The organism is Nitratireductor rhodophyticola (genome assembly GCF_019891355.1).
GTDB lineage: Bacteria > Pseudomonadota > Alphaproteobacteria > Rhizobiales > Rhizobiaceae > Nitratireductor > Nitratireductor rhodophyticola.
The window spans coordinates 342,146-357,901 of sequence record NZ_JAHSSF010000004.1 but is presented as its reverse complement, the minus strand read 5'-3'; the positions used below and the strand labels follow the sequence as shown (position 1 = coordinate 357,901).

General features: G+C 62.8%; 14 protein-coding genes. 3 read left to right on the top strand and 11 right to left on the bottom strand.

The annotated features are described in order from the left end of the window. Positions 1 to 3: 3 nt before the first annotated feature. Positions 4 to 1,230, bottom strand: a complete 1,227-nt coding sequence (locus KUG85_RS17195) for a lytic murein transglycosylase (RefSeq protein ID WP_223006188.1) — start codon at positions 1,228 to 1,230, stop codon at positions 4 to 6. 200 nt (positions 1,231 to 1,430) lie between these two features. Here KUG85_RS17195 and galU point away from each other — a divergent pair, with 200 nt between their 5' ends. Beyond that, entirely contained in the window at positions 1,431 to 2,303 is an 873-nt protein-coding gene (gene galU / locus KUG85_RS17190) for a UTP--glucose-1-phosphate uridylyltransferase GalU (RefSeq protein ID WP_065815777.1), read from the top strand. 93 nt (positions 2,304 to 2,396) lie between these two features. On the opposite strand, the gene KUG85_RS17185 is transcribed toward galU, so the two are convergent. Further along, positions 2,397 to 3,914 (bottom strand): outer membrane beta-barrel protein, encoded by a 1,518-nt coding sequence (locus KUG85_RS17185; RefSeq protein WP_223006187.1) that lies wholly within the window; start codon positions 3,912 to 3,914, stop codon positions 2,397 to 2,399. 252 nt (positions 3,915 to 4,166) lie between these two features. Between KUG85_RS17185 and KUG85_RS17180 the strand changes: the two genes are divergently transcribed. After that, positions 4,167 to 5,162 carry a KpsF/GutQ family sugar-phosphate isomerase gene (locus KUG85_RS17180; RefSeq protein ID WP_007008565.1) on the top strand — a complete coding sequence of 332 codons (996 nt, stop codon included), beginning with the start codon at positions 4,167 to 4,169 and terminating at the stop codon, positions 5,160 to 5,162. A 44-nt stretch (positions 5,163 to 5,206) separates the two neighbouring features. On the opposite strand, the gene KUG85_RS17175 is transcribed toward KUG85_RS17180, so the two are convergent. From KUG85_RS17175 to KUG85_RS17160, 4 genes are all read right to left on the bottom strand, one after another. Further along, positions 5,207 to 5,668, bottom strand: a complete 462-nt coding sequence (locus KUG85_RS17175; RefSeq protein ID WP_223006186.1) for an NfeD family protein — start codon at positions 5,666 to 5,668, stop codon at positions 5,207 to 5,209. Between the two features lie 4 nt (positions 5,669 to 5,672). Further along, positions 5,673 to 6,632, bottom strand: a complete 960-nt coding sequence (locus tag KUG85_RS17170; protein ID WP_223006185.1) for an SPFH domain-containing protein — start codon at positions 6,630 to 6,632, stop codon at positions 5,673 to 5,675. 210 nt (positions 6,633 to 6,842) lie between these two features. Continuing rightward, positions 6,843 to 7,907: a ferrochelatase gene (gene hemH, locus KUG85_RS17165; RefSeq protein WP_223006184.1), complete on the bottom strand. Its 1,065-nt coding sequence runs from the start codon at positions 7,905 to 7,907 to the stop codon at positions 6,843 to 6,845. Between the two features lie 128 nt (positions 7,908 to 8,035). Next, a complete protein-coding gene (locus KUG85_RS17160) occupies positions 8,036 to 10,138 on the bottom strand; it encodes a 5'-nucleotidase C-terminal domain-containing protein (RefSeq protein ID WP_223006183.1) in 2,103 nt (700 codons plus the stop codon). Positions 10,139 to 10,356: 218 nt separating this feature from the next. Between KUG85_RS17160 and KUG85_RS17155 the strand changes: the two genes are divergently transcribed. Next, entirely contained in the window at positions 10,357 to 10,866 is a 510-nt protein-coding gene (locus KUG85_RS17155) for an OsmC family protein (RefSeq protein WP_223006182.1), read from the top strand. On the opposite strand, the gene modC is transcribed toward KUG85_RS17155, so the two are convergent. The 5 genes from modC to KUG85_RS17130 all read right to left on the bottom strand — a co-directional run bounded on the left by modC (position 10,841) and on the right by KUG85_RS17130 (position 15,712). Beyond that, positions 10,841 to 11,962 (bottom strand): molybdenum ABC transporter ATP-binding protein, encoded by a 1,122-nt coding sequence (gene modC, locus KUG85_RS17150; RefSeq protein WP_223006181.1) that lies wholly within the window; start codon positions 11,960 to 11,962, stop codon positions 10,841 to 10,843. The genes KUG85_RS17155 and modC overlap by 26 nt on opposite strands. After that, positions 11,959 to 12,642, bottom strand: a complete 684-nt coding sequence (modB, locus tag KUG85_RS17145) for a molybdate ABC transporter permease subunit (RefSeq protein ID WP_223006180.1) — start codon at positions 12,640 to 12,642, stop codon at positions 11,959 to 11,961. The genes modC and modB overlap by 4 nt, the downstream gene beginning before the upstream one ends. 9 nt (positions 12,643 to 12,651) lie before the next feature. After that, positions 12,652 to 13,389 (bottom strand): molybdate ABC transporter substrate-binding protein, encoded by a 738-nt coding sequence (modA, locus tag KUG85_RS17140; protein WP_223006368.1) that lies wholly within the window; start codon positions 13,387 to 13,389, stop codon positions 12,652 to 12,654. Positions 13,390 to 14,126: 737 nt separating this feature from the next. Further along, complete coding sequence (locus tag KUG85_RS17135) at positions 14,127 to 14,822, bottom strand: tellurite resistance TerB family protein (protein ID WP_223006179.1); 696 nt, start codon at positions 14,820 to 14,822, stop codon at positions 14,127 to 14,129. 119 nt (positions 14,823 to 14,941) lie between these two features. Further along, positions 14,942 to 15,712, bottom strand: coding sequence for an HD domain-containing protein (locus tag KUG85_RS17130; RefSeq protein WP_255606463.1), 771 nt, complete (start codon positions 15,710 to 15,712; stop codon positions 14,942 to 14,944). Positions 15,713 to 15,756: the final 44 nt, after the last annotated feature.

The following is a 15,756-nucleotide window of genomic DNA, read 5'->3' as shown; positions in this document are numbered from 1 at the left end:
GGTTCAGTTTCCGCGCAGGCGGCGCAGGACTTCCTTGCCGGGATGGCCGTCCTGCTGCATGCCGCTGCGTGCCTGGAAGGCGCGGATGGCGGCACGCGAGCCTGAACCGATCTTGCCATCGATCGGACCGTCATAATAGCCAAGCGCGCCGAGACGTTTTTGCAGTTCTTCCGTTTCGGTATAGCTCAGTCGTTCGAACGGGCGGTTCCAGTCACGCACCAGCCCGCCATATCCGGCGATCTGATCGGCGAGCAACCCGACCGCGAGCGCGTATTTGTCGGAGTTGTTATAGCGCTTGATGACCTGAAAATTCTTGGTCACCAGGAAGACCGGTCCTTCCCGGCCGTCCGGCACTTTCAGCTCGGCGCTGTCGCTCGGGCGGGGGAATGGCTTGCCATTGGCGCGCACCACGCCGATCGACTGCCAGCGGCTGAGAGACATGTTGCCGCCGGGAAACTTGCGTCCGCCGGGGAGGGCAGCCGTCTCGTAGCCCCATGTCTCGCCTGCGCGCCATCCATTGCGGCGCAGAAGATTGGCTGCGGTCGCCAGCGCGTCGGGGATCGAGGTCCAGATGTCGCGGCGGCCATTGCCGTCCATATCGACCGCGTAAGCCTGGTAACTTGTGGGGATGAACTGGGTGTGCCCCATCGCGCCCGCCCAGGAGCCGGTGAGGTGGCCGACGTCGATGTCGCCGGTCTGGAGAATCTTCAATGCGGCGATCAATTGCTGGCGGGCGAACTTCGCGCGCCGCTTGTCGGCATAGGCGAGTGTGGCGAGAGAACGCGGTACGCTGCGCATGATGCGTTCGTTCTTCAGCACTTCGCCATAGTTCGATTCGATCGACCAGATGGCGAGCAGAACGTAGCGGCTTACGCCGAACTGGCGTTCAATTCGATCAAGCCACGGCTTCCACTGGCGGGCGAGCTGGCGACCGCGCTGAATTGCGTCTTCCTGCACACGATTGTCGAAATACTCCCAGGGCTCGGCGCGGAACTCGGGTTGATAGCGTGCTTTCTCAAGCACTTCGGGGTCGGGTGCGGTGATGCCGCGGAAGGCGCGATCATAGGTGGCACCGGATACCCCGTTCTGAATGGCCACGCTGCGGAACTGCTGAACCCAGCGCTGAAAGCCCGCATCGGCGCTGGCCGGTTGAAGGGTTACGGTGTAGGCAACCACGAAAGAAGCGATCAATGTCGCGACGAGGTTTCGTGGGGGCGAGCGGAACAACATCACGATCTCCGTTACAGGTACTCCAACGCATCCATGGCAGGTCCCGGTTAGAAAAACGTTTACCATGCTGTTATTGTCCGTGATCATTCTTCCGGGGAACTTGTCACGATATACGCGCATTCATTCAGGAAACATCAATCCGGCGTTGCTATGGCGTCGCCACATCCCTTTCCAGCAACCTTTTCGGGGGCCTATTTCTAATGACGAAACTTCGCAAAGCGGTATTTCCTGTCGCTGGTCTCGGAACACGTTTTCTTCCGGCCACCAAGGCAATTCCCAAGGAAATGCTGACGGTCGTCGACAAACCGGTGATTCAGTACGTGGTCGACGAGGCACGCGAAGCCGGTATCGAGCACTTCATCTTCGTGACGGGACGCAACAAGGCTGTCATCGAGGATCACTTCGACATTCAGGTGGAACTTTACGATACATTGGAACGCCGCGGCAAGAACGAGGTTCTGGAACGCCTGCACGGTATGCAGCCGCAGCCGGGGCAGACGAGTTTTACCCGCCAGCAGGAACCGCTCGGTCTTGGCCATGCGGTCTGGTGCGCGCGCGAGCTGGTCGGCAACGAGCCCTTCGCGCTTCTTTTGCCGGACATGATCATGCAGGCGCCGAAGGGATGTCTGTCGCAGATGGTGGAGGTGTTCGAGAAGACCGGAGGCAATGTGGTCTCGGTGGAAGAATGCGAACCTTCCCAGACCCACAAATACGGCATCGTCGGACGCGGTGACGATGTCGCCGGAGGTTTTGAGATCAATGCGATGGTTGAGAAACCGAAGCCGGAAGATGCACCGTCGAATTTCTACATTAATGGCCGTTATATCCTTCAGCCGGCGATATTCGATCTTCTCGCCCAGCAGGAGCGCGGGGCGGGCGGTGAAATCCAGCTTACCGATTCGATGCTGACGCTGATGCAGCGCCAGCCATTTCACGGCTATCACTTTACCGGCCGCACGTTCGACTGCGGTTCGCCCGAGGGGTTCGTGGAGGCGAATCTTGCTTTCGCGCTCGAGCGTCCCGAACTGCGCGAACATGTGCTGAGAGTTGTCGAGGCTTCGGGCCGAAGCTGATTCAGAATTTTGGGAAAACGCCGCGTTTCGCCCTGAAATGGCGGCGTTTTCCGACTTTTCCGGAATTTTGGAGCGAATTCCCGAAAACGCGTTTTACCGCTGCATTCGGATGCCCATGAACACGCTCGTGGCATCGTAATCGCGGCCCGGAAGGCTGCTCGTGCGCTTCTCATAGCGGGCGCGGCCGGTCAGGCCCAGCGTGCGATTGAGCCACCAGGTCATGCCGGCTTCGCCGTTCATCGTCAGGTCGTGCCCGCCGCTCATATAGTCGCGCCAAGAAAGGCCGGCAGCCGCCTCGGCGGTGAGGTTTGCGCGAATTTGACGTTCAAGCCGCAGTGTCCCGGCATACAGGATAGAGCCGCTGTCGCCCGCATCCGTCGTGCCTTCGATGGTGGTGGAGCCATCGAACCGCACATTGGTGCCGCGCTGTGGCGACCAGTTGAGGGCTGCGGCGAGCGCCAGCCCCGAAACCGTGTCCAGGCGCTCGTCGTCAAGGTCCTCGGCGATCCAGCCGATGGACGCTTCGCCGGAGAGCTTCTCCTCGATATCGACCATGACACCGGCACGTGCGGCAAGGCGTGTTGCCGAGCGCTCATAACCGGCGCTGTCCTGTGTCTCGTCATAGAACCGGCGGCCGAACTCGCCCTCGATGAACGGGGTGAGGGCCGGCGAAATGGCATAGCCGGTGCGCAGGCGCAGCGTGGCAAGCGTCGCGTTGCGCTCTTTCTGCGAGAGCGTGCTGCCATCGATCAGCGTGGCGTCGCCATATTGCTGACGTGACACCGATCCGGTGGCACTCAGACGCAGTTTTCCAAAATCCTTCGAGAGGCCGAGACTGCCGTCGATGGTGTGACGCAGCGGACGCTCGTCGACGCCGGTAATGATCACGGGGGACGATGCGGATTCGGGGCTTATCGAATAGCCCAGGCTGGCGAGCGCCGTGTAATCGCGGGCCAGATCGAAGCGCAGGGTGCCGTCAATGCCGCCTTCGATGTCCGAGACTTCATCTCCAGAAACCGACTTGCGATAGATGCCGTAGGCGTCCACCGTCGCTGCGTGCCGTGCCCAGTCGGAAACCGCGTTCAGTCTGAGCGTTGATTGGGAAACAATGGCTTCGCTGCCATTGGTGCTGGAATCGGCATTGGACGTCCAGGTCAGCCCCTGTTCCAGCGTGGGGATGACGGTGAAGCTGCCGAACCTCAGCCCCAGAGGAGCATAGGGGTTTTCGTCTGTGGCCTGAAAGTCGCTTTCGATCGCCCCGGTGCGTGGATTGAGCGCTTCTGCGCGCTCAATCCGTTCAAAACCGGCGTTTTCCTCTTCGTTTTCGGGAATGCCCTGCGTGACGACCGTGTCCAGCGGTGGTTCCACCGGCCGCGTCCGGTCGTTCTGAGCCGTGCGGGCGCGTTCGCGCGCGACGGCGGTGGAGGGCGCCCGGGTTGAGCGTTCGTTCTCGGCCTCGGCCGGCTCGGCTGGGCTCGGTGTCGCCGGCTCGTAACGCGGTGAGGGAAGCCCGGTTTCAGCCGTACTCTGGATGGATGACGTGATGTCCGTTTCGGAGACGAGACCGCGCAGGCCTTCGGCCTGCTGCGCTTGCGCGGCAGCCTGTGTCAATGCATTCAGACACGGGGCAATCAGACACAGGCCGAGCGCAGTCGACCTGTACCATCCGCATATGCGGGAACCCACTCTGACACCGGGACGAGACATACAGATCCAGACTATCAAGACGCGCCATGATTATGCTTACCGAAATCTAAAGCTCCGTGGTTAACGGAAGGTTGAGCCCAGCCGCGTTATCCTCCGTCACTCGCCTGTGAACAATCTGAATGGACAGCAGGTCATCAAGGCGGTAAGGGCAGTGCCATGCTGAAAGACTCTTCCATGAACATCGACCGGAAAAGCGTTGTCGCTTCCGCCGTTCGCACGCTTGAAACGGAACGCGCGGGCCTGAAGGAACTGGCCGAAGCTCTCGACAACGGACTTGCCGACCCCTTCGCGGAGGCGGTGCGCATCATCGCCGGGATCAAGGGGCGGCTGATCGTGACCGGCGTCGGCAAGAGCGGTCATATCGGCTCCAAGATCGCCGCCACACTCGCTTCGACGGGAACGCCGGCCTTCTTCGTGCATCCGGCGGAGGCCAATCACGGCGATCTCGGCATGATCGGCGATGACGACGTGATCCTCGCCATGTCATGGTCGGGCGAAACCACAGAATTGCACGGCATCGTCGCCTATGCGCGGCGCTTTGCCATCCCGATCATCGCCATCACGGCAGGCAAATCATCGGCACTTGCAAGGGAGGCCACGGTCGTTCTCGGATTGCCGCGTGCGCCCGAAGCCTGCCCGCACGGGCTCGCGCCTACCACGTCGACGGTTCTGCAACTGGTCATCGGCGATGCGCTGGCGGTGGCGCTGCTTGAAGCGCGGGGCTTCACGGCCGATCATTTTCGCACTTTTCATCCCGGCGGCCAGCTCGGCGCTAAACTGACACAGGTGCGCCAGATCATGCATTCGGGCAGTGAACTGCCGCTTGCCAGCAGCGGTGCGCTGATGCGCGAAGCCATTCTGGAAATGACCCAGAAAGGGTTCGGCTGTGTCGGTATTACCGATGCGGACGGTGTGTTGATCGGGATCATCACCGATGGCGATTTGCGCCGCCACATCGACAGCGAGCTTCTTTCCATGACGGTCGATCAGGTGATGACGCGCAATCCGAAAACCATCGGGCCGGAAACACTGGCGGAAAGCGCGCTGCAGGTTGTCAATTCCTCGGCCATCACCACGCTGATGGTGGTTGAAGACGGCAAGCCATGCGGCGTGGTGCATCTGCACGATCTGCTGCGCATCGGCGCTGCCTGATCAGGCGGGAACATATGCTTTGGCCGGTCTGACCGGCCAATTCGTCAAACCGCCTCCACGCGCAAGGTGCCAGCGTCCACCGAAGCGACCCTGACGCGCGTGCCTGCCGGCAGTTCGGGCCCCGTGACGCGCCACAAGGTGTCGTCAAGCCGGATGCGGCCGAAGCCGTTCTCGATGGCTTCCTCGAGCGTTGCCGTGCGTCCGACGAGCTGCTCCCTGCGACGATTGAGAAGCGGTTGGTCGGTTTCTTCGTTGCGGCGCGAATCCATGAGGCGTTTGCCGGCATAGGCCGAGATCAGCGAGAGCGCCAGGAAAACCAGAACCTGCACCTGCCAGCTCCAGGCCGGCAGGTCCCACAATTGCAGCGAAAGCGCGCCGGTCAGAATGGCGGCGATGCCGATCCAGAGCAGGAAGACACCGGGTGCCAGAATCTCGGCTGCAAGAAGCACGAAGCCAAGCAGCATCCAGTTCCAGGGGCCGAGTTCCGCGATTACATGCTCGATCATGGCGCTACTCCTGCGCCGGTCCCGTGCGGGGCGGACGGGCCGATGAGACACGGTTTGACTGCGCCTGCGGTGTGCCGCCTTCGCCGAACACTTCGCGCGCGATCGAGCCGATGCCTCCCAGCGAGCCGATCAGCGAGGATGCCTCGAAAGGCATGAGAACGATCTTGTTGTTGCTGGAGGAGCCGATGGTGGCCAGCGCTTCGGTGTATTTCTGCGCGACGAAGTAGTTGACGGCCTGTACGTCGCCGGCGGCGATGGCTTCCGAAACGACCTGGGTGGCGCGTGCTTCGGCCTCGGCGGCACGCTCGCGTGCCTCGGCATCACGAAAGGCTGCCTCGCGGCGGCCTTCGGCCTCGAGAATCTCGGCCTGCTTCAGGCCTTCCGCCTCCAGAATCTGCGCGCGCTTGTTGCGCTCGGCCATCATCTGGCGGGCCATCGATTCCACGAGATTGGCCGGCGGATTGATGTCCTTGATCTCGACACGGGTCATCTTGATGCCCCATGGGCTGGCCGCGTCATCGACAATGCGCAGAAGCTTCTCGTTGATCGCATCGCGGTTGGACAGGAGTTCATCGAGGTCCATGGAGCCCATGACGGAGCGAATGTTTGTCATGGTCAGGTTGAGGATCGCGTTTTCGAGACCGGAGACTTGATAGGCTGCCTCGGCGGCGGTGAGCACCTGGTAGAAGGCGACACCGTCGACGGCGACAATCGCGTTGTCACGGGTGATGACTTCCTGAGTGGGGACGTCCAGCACCTGCTCCATCATGTTCATCTTCGCGCCGACGCGATCGATGAAGGGGACAATGAGATTGAGGCCGGGCGTGAGCGTTTTCGTGTAGCGACCAAAGCGCTCGACGGTGAAGTTGAAGCCCTGCGGAACGGTCTTGATGCCGGCAAACAGCAGGAGCAGGACAAGGACAACGAGTACTGGAATGATGAAGTCAAAACCGGAGAAAGGCATATTCGGCTCCTGGGACCGCTTCAGCGGGGCATGAGTGATACGCGAGCGCGCAGTTTAAGGCACTGCGCCACGATGTGAATAGAAAGACCACGGATCGCACCACCACGGAAACAGACTGCATGGAGGCAAAGCCTGTTTCCACAGCAAGTTGCATCGCGGTGCATATGCCTCGCCAAATATGACGTGCCTGTGGCAAGGCGGGGTCCGATCCTACAACCAGCCAGAAAGCTCGCGGCGTACAAGTGTCTCGATCACGGCCATGCCCTCATCCGTGTCGTTGAGGCAGGGGATATGTGTGAAATTCTTGCCGCCGGCTTCGTGAAAAATCTCTCCGGCCTCACCGGCGATTTCTTCAAGCGTCTCCAGACAGTCGGAGACGAAGCCAGGATTGAACACGGCGATGGATTTGACGCCCTCTCTGGCGAGCTTTTCAACGGTCTTGTCGGTATAAGGCTGGAGCCATTCTTCCGGGCCGAAGCGTGACTGAAAGCAGGTCATGAGTTTCTTCTCGTCCCAGCCGAGGCGTTCGCGCAGGAGGCGGGTCGTTTTCTGGCAATGGCAGTGATAGGGGTCGCCGCGCCTGAAATAGCTTTGCGGGATGCCGTGATAGGAAGCGATGACGACTTCCGGCTCGAAATCCAGGCTTTCGAGGTGCTTTTCGATGGAGCGGGCGAGCGCCTCGATATAGACCGGCTCGTCCTGATAGGAGGGCACGGTGCGGACGGCCGGCTGGAAGCGCATCTTCATGAGCGCTTCGAAGAATTTGTCGTTCACCGTTGCCGTGGTGGTGGCGGAGTATTGCGGGTAGAGCGGGAACATGACGATGCGGTCGCAGCCGCGCTCCATCAGACTCTTTGTCACCGTCTCGATGGACGGCTGTCCGTAGCGCATGGCCCAGTCGACAATGACATGATCATGTTCACCAAGCGCCTCGCCGAGCTTCTCTCCCTGAGAGCGGGTGAAGGTGCGCAGCGGCGATTCATTGCGCTCCTGATTCCAGATTTCCGCGTAAGCAGCGCCTGACTTCTTTGGCCGCGTGTTGAGAACGATGCCGTAAAGGATCGGATACCAGATGGCTTTCGGCCATTCGATGACGCGGGGATCTGACAGGAACTCCTTCAGATACCGCCGCATGGGCGCGTAGTCCGTGCCGTCGGGCGTGCCCAGATTGACGAGAAGAACGCCTACCTTGCCGACGCGGACAGGTGGGTGCTCTGCGGGCAGCGGGCCAATGGCCTTCGCTGCTTTGGGGTCGATTTTCGTGGGGAGATTCATGCTTTGGCTCCGATCATGCAGGGGAAGCTAGCGAAGCCGGACAGGTTTTCAATGGAGCGCGTGGCCGCAGGGGCGAAAAAAGAGCCCCGCCGTGCGGCGGGGCTCCGTGAATCTCTGGAAGCGACCGGTCAGTTTGCCGATGGGAGGTTAAGTTCCATGCCGACGTCGATCCGGTTGGGATTGATCTGCGGGTTGGCTTCCGCGATCGCGCGCCATTTGGCCGGATCGCCATAATGTGTGCGGGCGATCTCCCAAAGCGTGTCGCCGCGTGCGACGGTGTGGGTTTTCTTCTCGCCTTCCATGGCCTCACCGGCGGTGCTGGCAGCCTCCTTCATCGTGTCGGAAGCGTCCTTGGCCATGCCCTCCATGGCTTCACCGGCCTCTTTCGCGGCATCGCCGGCGGTTTCGGTCATCTTTTTCATGGCGTCGCCGGCCTCTTCGACAGCCTTGTCCGCCATTTCCTTGGCGCCTTCAGCCATGCTTTCGACGGCTTCGCCCGCCTTTTCAACAGCCTCTTCGACCGCTTTTGGTGCCTCGCTGGCAATCGTTTTCGACATCTCCGGCAGATCGGGGGTCGTGGCCTCGGTCTCCGCTCCTGCAACGCTCGCCGCGACCTTCGTGATACGGCCGTCGATGGCTGGCGTATAGGGGCTGTTTTCGGCCAGATAATCGGCAAGAACCTGTTCAAGCCCCGGGCCGTAATCATAGGCGTTTTCGGCATTCTCCGCGAAGAGCTTGTAGCCATCGCCGCCATTGCGCATGAAATTGTTGGAGGCAATGGTGTAGGTGGTGCCCGGGTCGATCGGAGACCAGCCGTCGCCGTCCTTCACCTCGACGGACTTGATGCGGCCTTCGCCGGGAGCGACGGACGGGTCGAAGCTGTAACGCAGGCCGGAAACCTGCGGGAAACGGCCGGCGCCTTCCTCGATCTGGCTCACGCCGCTTTCCAGCGAGGCGACAACATCGGCGCCCTTCAACTGGAAGGTGGCAAGCGTGTTCTGGAAGGGCAGGACACCCAGCACTTCACCCATGGTGACCTCGCCGCCATCGATGGAGGCGCGCAGGCCGCCGCCATTGGTTATGGCGAACTGCACGCCCTGATCCGCAGTGCGCGCGACCATGGCGTCGGTCACGAGATTGCCCATCTCGCATTCGCCGGCGCGGCAGGTCTCGCGGCTGCCATCGACGGGGGCTGCCGTTTCGGCGACGATCTTGTTCTTCAGTTCCTCGATGGGGCCGGCCAGCTCCTTGACGCGGGCGACAACGGCCTCGTCCTTGGCAACGGAAGCGTCGATCAGCTTGACGTCGCCGGTGGCGGCGGTGACGACACCTTCGTCACTGAAGGTAAGCTTCAGCTCGCCGAGATATTTCGAATAGGATGCGGCCTGCACCACGGGCACCTGATGGCCGTCGGGATTGTCGACCATGGTCGGGTAGGGGCCTTCGGCACCTTCGACCGTGTTGGACAGGAGCGTGTTTGAGTGGCCACCGACGACCACGTCAACGCCGGGGATTTTGGCGATGGCCTCAAGGTCGCGCGGATAGCCGACATGGGTGAGCGCGATGACCTTGTTTGCGCCTTCGGCGGTGGCGGCTTTCACGGCTGCGGTGATGCCGGCCACGTCCTCGATGATTGAGACATTTTCGCCGGGCGAGGAAAGCTCCGCCGTGTCATTGGCGACTGCGCCGACAATGGCGATCTTCTCGCCGCCCACATCGAGGATGAGATACTCCTTCACCCGGTCACCGAGTGCTGAAGCTTCCTTGGCCTTGACGTTGGAGCCCAGAACCGGGAACTCGACCTTGTCGAGGAAGGTGGCGAGACCGTCTTCGCCATCATCGAACTCATGGTTGCCGACGACCATGGCGTCGGTCTTCATGAGGTTCAGGAACTCGGCTTCGGCAGCACCCTTGTAAGTGGTGTAGAAGAGCGAGCCCTGGAAATTGTCACCGGCGTTCAAAAGCAGGACGTTTTCGCCCTCAAGCGCCTTGCGGGACTCGGCCACCGCGGTGACGAGGCGGGCAGCGCCGCCGAAGCACTCGCCGGCTTCATCGTCTTCCGGCGAACAGGTGGAATCGTATTTGTTGATGGGCTCGATGCGGCTGTGCCAGTCGTTCATGTGGAGAATGTTGAGCGTGTAGTCGGCGAAGGCCGCGCCGGCGCTCAGCGTCAGTGCCGATACGGTCAGCGATGCAAGGGCAAGGCGCTTCCTGAAGATCGATCTGTTCATTGTGACTTCTCCCGAATGGCTCTTTTGCGGTCTCTACCGCCGCATTGTGACGCCGTTTTAAAGGTTGTCCGGGCCGCATGTTTCCACCGGCTTGCAAGCGATGCAAGTGAAACTTGGGTGGCGGGCGGGAAGTTCGCGGCGCGTGCTTATGGTGCTATTCTGGGCGGTGCTGAAGAGCCTGAACGGGTCAGGACCAAACCTCAGGGAAGGTGAACGCCATGGACGCTGCAGAACTGCGCGCCATTCAGGCGCCGATCAAGGACCGCTATCGTGGCGAGCCGGGCGCGGCCCTCATCACGCTTCACGCCAGGGGGGCGCTCGACGATCAGAACATTGCCTGCAAGGTGGAGACCGGCCGTGCTATCGCCATTGCCGGACTGCACCCGGCGACGGGCGGAACGGGGCTGGAACTGTGCTCCGGCGACATGCTGCTGGAAGCGCTGGTCGCCTGCGCGGGCGTGACGCTGAAGGCCGTGGCCACCGCGCTGGAGATACCGCTTCGGGCGGGCGTGGTTTCAGCCGAGGGCGATCTCGACTTTCGCGGCACGCTGGGTGTGGTGAGGGATGCGCCGGTGGGCTTTGCGGAAATCCGGCTGTCCTTCGATCTCGACACGGATGCATCGCAGGAGCAGCTCGATCAGCTTCTGAAGCTCACCGAGCGCTACTGCGTGGTTTACCAGACGATTGCGAATGGCCCTTCGCTCAGCGTGGCGATGACGCGGATGTGAGCGCGGGGCGAGGCTTTTCGATACGCGCCATCTCGACGGAAACGGCCTTGAGCAGGGCGTGGACCCGGCTGCCCGGCTGAAGGTCGAGCGCATCTGCCGATTTTGCCGTGATGCGGGCCAGAAGCTGCTGCCCGCCAAAGCCAAGCGCGACCGTGGCGAACGCGCCGTCGCGGCGAATTTCCTCGACAATTGCGGGAAGCTGGTTGCGGATCGACAGTCCGTCATGGGGCGCATTGGCGATGGCGACATCGCCGGCCCGCACGCGCAGCCGCACCGTCATGCCGGGTGCGAAACCGTTTCCGGTCAGCTCGATGCGGCCTTCACCAAGCGCGATGACGGCGGTGTGGTAGGCGGGGTCAACATCCGTGATGCGGCCTTCAAGGATGACGCCGGCCTCGTCGGGATCGCCGCCGGCGGCAAGGCCGAGATGTGCGAGGATGGCGGCGGCGGGGCCGCTGTCGGAAACGCGTCCGTTTTCGATCAGCACGACCGTGTCGGCCAGACGCGCGACCTCCGAGGTTTCGTGGCTCACATAGAGGATGGGAATGCCGGCCTCGGTGCGGATCGCTTCCAGATAGGGCAGGATCTCGTTGCGCCGCGCCTTGTCGAGCGAGGAGAGCGGCTCATCCATGAGAAGCAGCGCAGGGTCGGCAAGCAGCGCCCGGCCGATGGCGACGCGCTGGCGCTCTCCGCCTGAAAGCGTGGCGGGTGCGGCGTCGAGACGGTCTTCAAGGCCGAGCAGGGCCACCACTTCATCGAAGGCGCGGGATGCCGGACGGCGACCGGCCCAGCGGGCATAGGTGAGGTTTCTGCGCACCGAAAGATGCGGGAAGAGGCGCGCATCCTGAAAGACGAAGCCGATGCCGCGTTTTTCCGGCGGGAGGTTCGTGCCCCTGGCCGAATCGAACAGCGTGCGCCCGCCCGCCACGATGCGTCCCGACTGCGGACGGGCCGTGCCCGCGATCATCTTCAGGAGCGTGGATTTGCCCGCGCCGGATGGGCCGAACAGGGCGGTGACGCCTGCGCCGGCCTGAAAGGCGGTTTCGATCTCGAAACTGCCGGCGCGGCCCCTGATGTCGACGTAAAGAGCGGTCATGCGCGTCCTCCGGCGGTGAGCCTGCGGGCCAGATATTCGGACGCGACGATGGCGGCGAGCGCCAGGGCGACGGCGATTGCGATAAGGCGAAGGGCGGCGTCGTCGCCGGATGGCGATTGCAGCAGCGCATAGATGGCGAGCGACAGGGTCTGTGTTTCGCCGGGAATGTTTGAGACGAAGGTGATCGTCGCCCCGAACTCGCCAAGCGCCTTGGCAAAGCCAAGCACTGCGCCGGCAATGACGCCCGGAAGGGCGAGCGGCAGGGTGACGGTGAAGAATACGGTGAGACGCGATGCGCCGAGCGTGCGCGCGGCCTCGCCAAAGCCCTGATCCATGGCTTCGAGCGACAGGCGAATGGGCCGCACGAGGAGCGGAAACGCCATGACGCCGGCGGCGAGCGCGGCACCTGTCCAGCGGAAGGCGAAGCTGATGCCGAACAGGTTTTCAAAGAGCTGGCCAAGCGGGCCTTTGGAGCCGAACAGGATCAACAGGCCATAGCCGGTGACGACCGGCGGCAGCACGAGCGGCAGGGTGACCAGCGCCTGAACGACGCCCTTTCCGGGGAACTCCCTGCGGGCCAGAAGCCAGGCGACCGCAAAGGCCGGAACGAGCGCGCAGAGGATGGCGGTAAACGCCACCCTCGCGGACAGGAGTATGATCGAAAGTTCGGTCTCGCCCATGTCGGCAGTCTATTCCGTAGCTTCGGAAAAACCGAGATCGGTGAAGATCGCGCGGCCGGCCTCGCTTTTCAGGAAGGCGAGGAAGGCTTCTGCGCTTTCGGCTCCATCCTTCGTGGCGGCGGCGGGGTAGAGGATCGGCGCGTGGCTGTCTGCCGGGAAGACATAGGCGCGCACCAGATCGCCGACGGCTTTCTGGTCCGATCCATAGACGATTGCCGCTTTCACCTCGCCACGGCTGGCGAGCTCCAGCGCCACACGGACGTTTTCACCGAACACGGCGTTCTTCTCGACGTCTTTCCAGAGACCGAGGTTTTCGAGCGCCGTGCGGGCATATTTGCCGGCGGGCACATGGCTCGGGTCGCCCATGGCGAAGCGTTCGTCGAGCAGGGCGTCGGGGCTCTCAGCGGGCTTTGTGCCCTCTGCGGTTGCGATGACGAGATTGTTGCCGGCGATGATGATCTCGCTATCGGTGCGGACCAGATCGCGCTCGACCAGATACGCCATCCAGTCGGTGTTTGCGGAGATGTAGACATCCGCCGGCGCACCGGCCTCGATCTGGCGGGCGAGAACGGAGCTGGAGGCAAAGGAGACGACCACTTCGTCGCCACCGGCTGCCTGATATTCGCCTGCGGCGCGCTCGATGGCGTCCTTCATGCTGGCAGCGGCGAAGACGGTGAGTTTTTCGGCGATAGCCGCCGTGGAAAGAGAAACGAGGAGGGCGAGGCTCACAAGAGCACGTTTGAACATGGAACCACCATAGGTCATTGGCGCGGACGGGTGCCGCACGCCGGTCAACGGGAATGCATGGTGGTCAGGTCTGGACATTCGCGCCCCGAATGCCGCCCGAACCTTGGAACAGAGGCAGCCATCACGCGCTGCCCGGGCCGGATATTAGGAGGGGGGTGACGGCGGGGTCAAGGGAGGATGGGGCAAAGCGCTGGGGATGGGGGCGGTGTGGGCGTGTGAGGTGGTGGGCATTTCGGGAATGCCGGTGCTCGCCCCTCATCCTCACCTTCTCCCCGCTCGCGGGGAGAAGGGGGCATTGACGGTGGGGCTGGGTTGTCTGGCGGCGTGGGGCCTTTGGGCTTTAGGCGGGACGGTTGAGCTGCCTCCTTCTCCCCGTTTGCGGGGAGAAGGGGACCTCGACGTTGGGGCCGGGTTGTCCGGCGGTGTGCGGCCCTTGGCTTTTAGGCGGGACGGTTGGGCAGCCTCCTTCTCCCCGCTTGCGGGGAGAAGGTCCCGGCAGGGGGATGAGGGGCGTGCGGCAATGTTTGTGGTTTTGTGCTGACTGGGGCGTGGGGGCTGCGGCGATGCCGGTGCTCGCCCCTCATCCTCACCTTCTCCCCGCTTGCGGGGAGAAGGGGGCATTGACGGTGGGGCTGGGTTGTCTGGCGGCGTGGGGCCTTTGGGCTTTAGGCGGGACGGTTGAGCTGCCTCCTTCTCCCCGTTTGCGGGGAGAAGGAGGCCTCGACGTTGAGAAACGGTCAGGCCGTTGCTTCGGAGACGGTTGCCTCGATGTGGTCGACAAGCGGGTCGGGCAGGCGCAGGCGGCCGGCGAGCATGTCGAGATAGCCGCGCTCGGCGCGGGTCTTCGGCTCTATGGTGAGGCGCGAAGCCGTGTAAAGCTCGATTTTCTGAGCGTCGGTCTGTGCGGCCTCGACCAGCGCATCGAGATCGACCGGGCGTTCCAGCTCGCGCATGAGGAAGGCTTCCTCCTCGCTGTCGATGCCGGAAAGCTTGAGCTTGTCGGCGATCTTGGCGCGCTCGCCTTCATCGATATGGCCATCGGCGCGGGCGGCGGCGATCATGGCGCGCACCAGCGCCAGCGCGAATTCGCCTTCACCCTGCGGGGCCTGGGCCGGGTTGAAGCTGGTGTCTTCCGGCGGCGGCAGAAGCTCGCCTTCCTTGGCCGCTTCGGTCGGCTCCTTGCCTGCCTGATAGTTCTGATAGGCCTTGTAGGCGATGCCGGCCACGGCGGCGAGGCCGCCGAGCTTGAGCGCGCTGCCGGTGACGGAACGTCCAGTGCTGGTGCCTAACAGGACGGCCGCGATGGCGCCGGTTGCAAGCGGATTGTCCTTGGCGAGCTGAACCGCCTGGCCCGCCTTGTCGCGCACGGTTCCCTGCGTTCCGGGCACCTGTGAGCCCAGAAGGTCGTTCAGCAGCTTCTTTGGATCAAACATCCGCATCTCCTCGTTTCGCGCCTGTCGCGCCGTAGCGTTGGCGAAAAGGTAGGGACGCATTTGTGGCATTGCAATGTTGGAGGATGATGCAACCGGCAGGGGAAGACGAAAGTCCAATGTCATTCGAAGGGCTCGGCAGGAGCCTTGCCGCCCGACAGCCCGGTCATGATGGCGGGGCGGGTGCCCTTCCTGTGTTCGGCTGTCTCGAACCGGAGGGCTTCGATGACGCCGTCGCGCGGGAAGTGCTCCAGAACCCGCGCCAGTGTGGCGGGTGCGATGCGGTGGCGGCCTGCGCCGAAGAGATCGCAGACCGCGCCGCGCGAAACCAGATGCGCCTCTGCGCCATGCGCGCGGGCGGACACCCATCCGTTGAGATGGAGCGCGATGGCGTCGCCGACCTTCCGGCCAACCTGTTCGCCATGTCCCTTCGCGCAGAGATGGCCGCGCGCCCGCTCGCCGCCGCTGAGCGCAAAGCAGCGCGTGCAGAGTGGCGGCTCGTGGTGCTCCGTCAGGCCGATATCGTGCAGGATGGCGGCGGCGAAAAACAGGGCGGGATCGTGGTCGAGGCGCTCATGGGCCGCGATCAGTGACCCGAACAGATAGGTGCGCCAGCTATGGAAAAGCAGCGCATCGCGATGGGTTTCGGTGGCGAGCTGAAGCGCATCTTCCACCAGCGCGGTCTGCGGCGGCATCAGCGCGTCGAGCGAGACCGGAGCCGGGGTGAGAAGGCCAAAGCGGTGGCGAACCGTGTCGAGTACTGCATGCATCTGCACAAAGGCGAGATTGCCGATGAGACGGATTTTCTCGCCGCTGTTCAGTGTTCCATCCGTTCCGTGCCCCCAGGCGAGCGTGCCCATGGCTGCGTTTTTGGGATGTTGCGATTGGGTCATCGTGATGTGCCTTGATATTTGTACTGTTTCGCATAAAAATGCAC

Excerpts from the sequence above, each read along its gene's own strand:
- KUG85_RS17195 (WP_223006188.1), bottom strand. The coding sequence starts at position 1,230 with ATGTTGTTCCGCTCGCCCCCACGAAACCTCGTCGCGACATTGATCGCT.
- galU (WP_065815777.1), top strand. The coding sequence starts at position 1,431 with ATGACGAAACTTCGCAAAGCGGTATTTCCTGTCGCTGGTCTCGGAACA.
- KUG85_RS17180 (WP_007008565.1), top strand. The coding sequence starts at position 4,167 with ATGCTGAAAGACTCTTCCATGAACATCGACCGGAAAAGCGTTGTCGCT.
- KUG85_RS17175 (WP_223006186.1), bottom strand. The coding sequence starts at position 5,668 with ATGATCGAGCATGTAATCGCGGAACTCGGCCCCTGGAACTGGATGCTG.
- KUG85_RS17170 (WP_223006185.1), bottom strand. The coding sequence starts at position 6,632 with ATGCCTTTCTCCGGTTTTGACTTCATCATTCCAGTACTCGTTGTCCTT.
- hemH (WP_223006184.1), bottom strand. The coding sequence starts at position 7,907 with ATGAATCTCCCCACGAAAATCGACCCCAAAGCAGCGAAGGCCATTGGC.
- KUG85_RS17160 (WP_223006183.1), bottom strand. The coding sequence starts at position 10,138 with ATGAACAGATCGATCTTCAGGAAGCGCCTTGCCCTTGCATCGCTGACC.
- KUG85_RS17155 (WP_223006182.1), top strand. The coding sequence starts at position 10,357 with ATGGACGCTGCAGAACTGCGCGCCATTCAGGCGCCGATCAAGGACCGC.
- modC (WP_223006181.1), bottom strand. The coding sequence starts at position 11,962 with ATGACCGCTCTTTACGTCGACATCAGGGGCCGCGCCGGCAGTTTCGAG.
- modB (WP_223006180.1), bottom strand. The coding sequence starts at position 12,642 with ATGGGCGAGACCGAACTTTCGATCATACTCCTGTCCGCGAGGGTGGCG.
- modA (WP_223006368.1), bottom strand. The coding sequence starts at position 13,389 with ATGTTCAAACGTGCTCTTGTGAGCCTCGCCCTCCTCGTTTCTCTTTCC.
- KUG85_RS17135 (WP_223006179.1), bottom strand. The coding sequence starts at position 14,822 with ATGTTTGATCCAAAGAAGCTGCTGAACGACCTTCTGGGCTCACAGGTG.
- KUG85_RS17130 (WP_255606463.1), bottom strand. The coding sequence starts at position 15,712 with ATGACCCAATCGCAACATCCCAAAAACGCAGCCATGGGCACGCTCGCC.